Here is a 3,340-nt window from a genome sequence, read left to right on the forward strand (position 1 = left end):
CTCCTACGCCCCCTCCCATGTCCCCACCACCCGGGCCGTGCGGGCTTTTCGCGTCCGTGATGGGTTTTTACCCATCACCAGTCACCGAAACCCCGCACGCGCATCCGCAGAACCCATCACGGTCGCGAAAACCCCACACGCCTTGACTTCACGCATCGACTCCACCCCTTGGGACCCAGCCGGCACGACGCGGCGCGGGGCGGCCTGATCCCCGTCCCGTCCCGCTCTGCGCGCCCGTCCCCGCCTGCGCCCTCGTCCCTGCATCCCGGGCTGTGCGGGCTTTTTGCGTCGGTGATGGGTTTTTACCCATCACCAGTCACCGAAACCCCGCAAGCGCATCCGCAGAACCCATCACGGTGGCGAAAACCCCGCACGCCTTGACTCCACGCATCCACTCCGCGCATCGACTCCACCCCTTGGGACCCAGCCGGCACGACGCGGCACGGGAGACCGCGACGCGAGGGGGCTGGCATGCGCCGGGATTGCGGGTGCGAGCGCAGCTCGGAGGCCAGTCGTCGCGGGCCAGCCCTTGCGGGTCACTCGTCGCGGATCAGGCCTCGTAGATCAGCCATCAGAGGCCAGCCCTGGCAGGTCAGGCCTCGCAGGCCAGGCCTCGCAGGCCACAACCTCGCTGGTCAGTCCTCGGAGAGCGCGTCGGCCACGACGTGCCGCATGCCGACGACCTCGTCGCCGCCGATGAGCTCCGACAGGGCGGAGTGGAACGCGTGGAGCACGATCGTGTGGCCGAGCCGCGCGAGGAACGGATCGATGTCATGGGCGGTGCCCGCGGGTCCGGTCGTCACGACCACGTCGGCGACCCGTCCGAGTGGCGAGCGCGCGTAGCTCGTGACCAGGACCACGGTGGCCCCTTGCGCACTCGCAGCCTCCGCGGCCCGCAGCGACTGCACGTTCGCGCCGGAGTAGCTGAGGGTGAGGCACACGTCGCCGATCGAGAGCGAGCGCACCGCGAACTGCTGCGCAAGCGCATCCACGGGAGCCTCGACGGAGTGACCGAGCGTGCTCAGGCGCATCGCGAAGTCCTGCAGCGGGGGCCCCGAAAAGCCGCTGCCGACGAGCACGACGCGGCGGGCACCGCGGAGCGCCGCGACGGCCGCGACGATGCGCTCAGGGTCGACGCTCTCCTGCGCGAGCCGGACCGCGTCGATCGCATCGTCGAACGTGCTCGCCTCTCGCACGGCCCCCTGTTCCCGCGGAGCGAGCGGCGCCGATCGGGCGAGGTCGAGGCGAAGGTGCTGGAAGCCGCGGAACCCGAGGCTCTGGCAGGCGCGGATGACCGTGGCCGTCGACGTGCCCGCGGCGTCCGCGAGCTCCGCCGTCGACCACTCCACGATCTCATCCGGCCTGGCGAGCACCATCTGCGCGACCTTGCGCTCACTCGGGCCGAGGGCGGCGGATGCGGCGCGCACGCGAGCGAGCACGCTCAGCTCCGGGCGCGTCACGCCCCGCAGCCGCTCTGGATCGTGCACTGGCCCTGACATGAGACGGAGGGTACACGTCCGCGTGAAACACTGACCAGCATGCGTGCAATCACGGTTCCTACCCCCGGCGGGCCAGACGCCCTCGTCCTCTCCGACGTCGACGAGCCGACCCCCGGGCCGTTCGAGGTCATCATCGACGTGGCAGCTGCCGGCGTGAATCGCGCCGACGTCGCGCAACGCGAAGGCAAGTACCCCTCCCCCGAGGGCGCCCCGGCCTGGCCTGGTCTCGAGGTGAGCGGAACCGTCGTCGAGATCGGAGCGTCCGTCACCGCCTGGAAGGTCGGAGACTACGTCGTCGCGCTCCTCCCCGGCGGCGGCTACGCCGACCGGGTCGCGGTCGACGAGGGCCTCGTGCTCCCCAAGCCGAGGCGAGTCGACCTCGTCGAAGCTGCCGGCCTCCCGGAAGCCGTCGCGACCGTCTGGTCGAACCTCTTCATGAGCGCTGGCCTCGAAGCGGGCGAGACGCTCCTCGTGCACGGCGGCACGAGCGGGGTCGGCACGATCGCCATCCAGCTCGCCACCGCCCTCGGAGTGACCGTGTACGCGACAGCCGGCACGCCCGAGAAGGTCGCCATGACGGAGCAGCTCGGCGCGACCCGAGGCATCAACTACCGCGACGAGGACTTCGTCGACGTCATCGCGCAAGCCACGGGAGGCCGCGGCGTCGACGTCGTGCTCGACATGATCGGTGGCGACTACCTCGCCCGCGACGTCAACGCGCTCGCCACCGGCGGCCGCATCATGGTCATCGCGGCGCAGGGCGGCAACGAAGCGACCATCAACGTCGGCCGCCTCATGCAGAAGCGCGGCCGCATCTGGGGCACGACCCTGCGCGCCCGCCCCCTGGAAGAGCGGCGTGCGATCATCGACCAGGTGCGCGAGCACGTGTGGCCGCTCGTCGAGGCCGGCAAGGTGCGCCCCCTCCTCGACACCGTCGAAACCCTCGACTTCACGCATCGAGCGCACCAGCGCATGGAGTCCGGCGAGCACATCGGCAAGATCCTCCTCGCCGTACGCTGACCGGCGCGCAGGCCGACGCGCAAGCCGACGCGCAACACTGGAGGCTCGCCCGCTCATCCGCGCGTGCGTCCGTGCGCCCGTACGCACCGGCCGCCCCTCATCCGCCGATGCGGAGCAGCAGGCTTGGACTGCCCGACGCTTACCGACCAACGCTCATCCACCGGTGCAGACCGGAAGACGTGCACTGCCGACGCTCATCCACCGGTGCGCACCGGCTGCCCCTCAGAGCAGCTGCGCGTCGATGCCCTTCCGGCGGAGCCCCTCGATGACCTCGTCGTCGACCCCGAGCAGGGTCATCGACGTGAGGTTCGGGAAGTGGCGGGTGTCGGTGAAGTCGGCGATGTCGAAGGTGGAGTCGTCGCCACCCCACTGCGGGGCGATCTCCAGATAGATGTCGTTCCCGCCATCCTGGTAGAGCTCCTCGACGCTCGGCGCGTATTCGCTGGGCACGGGCAGCGAGCGGAAGTACTCGAGCACCTCGGGGATCGGCTCGGTGATCTCCTGCGAGAGGTCGATCTCGCGGTCGACGTGCTCTTCGAGGAAGTCCGCGAGCACGAACTGCGGAGTCAGCAGCTCCTGCTCGTACATCAGCTCCTGGATGACGGCGAGCTTGAAGTTGAGGTCGGCGAAGTCGATCGCCTCGCTGGGCAGGTCGCCGGCGGGCTGGGTCTTGGGGGAATCGCTCATGCGAGCCATGCTGGCGGAAGCACTTGAGCGTCCGCCGAGACGCCCAGGGCCGACTTGTGGTCGCTACGATCGCCTCTTGACGACCACAACTCACTTCTCGACTCGGCGAAGCGGGGAGGGAGGCGGGGCGGGGC

At 70.1% G+C, this 3,340-nt stretch carries 3 protein-coding genes; 1 reads left to right on the plus strand and 2 read right to left on the minus strand.

The genetic code is table 11. The features are described 5' to 3' along the window. Window positions 1-635 precede the first annotated feature (635 nt). Window positions 636-1,499, minus strand: coding sequence for a MurR/RpiR family transcriptional regulator (locus C5E10_RS18670; RefSeq protein WP_104332931.1), 864 nt, complete (start codon window positions 1,497-1,499; stop codon window positions 636-638). A gap of 39 nt (window positions 1,500-1,538) precedes the next feature. On the opposite strand from C5E10_RS18670, the gene C5E10_RS18675 reads away from it, so the two are divergent. After that, on the plus strand, window positions 1,539-2,519 hold the full coding sequence (locus tag C5E10_RS18675) for an NAD(P)H-quinone oxidoreductase (protein WP_104332932.1): 981 nt from the start codon (window positions 1,539-1,541) through the stop codon (window positions 2,517-2,519). Between the two features lie 222 nt (window positions 2,520-2,741). On the opposite strand, the gene C5E10_RS18680 is transcribed toward C5E10_RS18675, so the two are convergent. Continuing rightward, entirely contained in the window at window positions 2,742-3,206 is a 465-nt protein-coding gene (locus C5E10_RS18680; protein ID WP_104332933.1) for a DUF6892 domain-containing protein, read from the minus strand. Window positions 3,207-3,340 lie beyond the last annotated feature (134 nt).

The sequence above is a fragment of the Pseudoclavibacter sp. RFBG4 genome (genome assembly GCF_002931515.1).
In the GTDB taxonomy this organism is placed as follows: Bacteria; Actinomycetota; Actinomycetes; order Actinomycetales; family Microbacteriaceae; genus Pseudoclavibacter.

Bases quoted from the DNA above. Each gene is read 5' to 3' on its own strand.
- C5E10_RS18680 (WP_104332933.1), bottom strand. From the start codon at position 3,206: ATGAGCGATTCCCCCAAGACCCAGCCCGCCGGCGACCTGCCCAGCGAG.
- C5E10_RS18675 (WP_104332932.1), top strand. From the start codon at position 1,539: ATGCGTGCAATCACGGTTCCTACCCCCGGCGGGCCAGACGCCCTCGTC.
- C5E10_RS18670 (WP_104332931.1), bottom strand. From the start codon at position 1,499: ATGTCAGGGCCAGTGCACGATCCAGAGCGGCTGCGGGGCGTGACGCGC.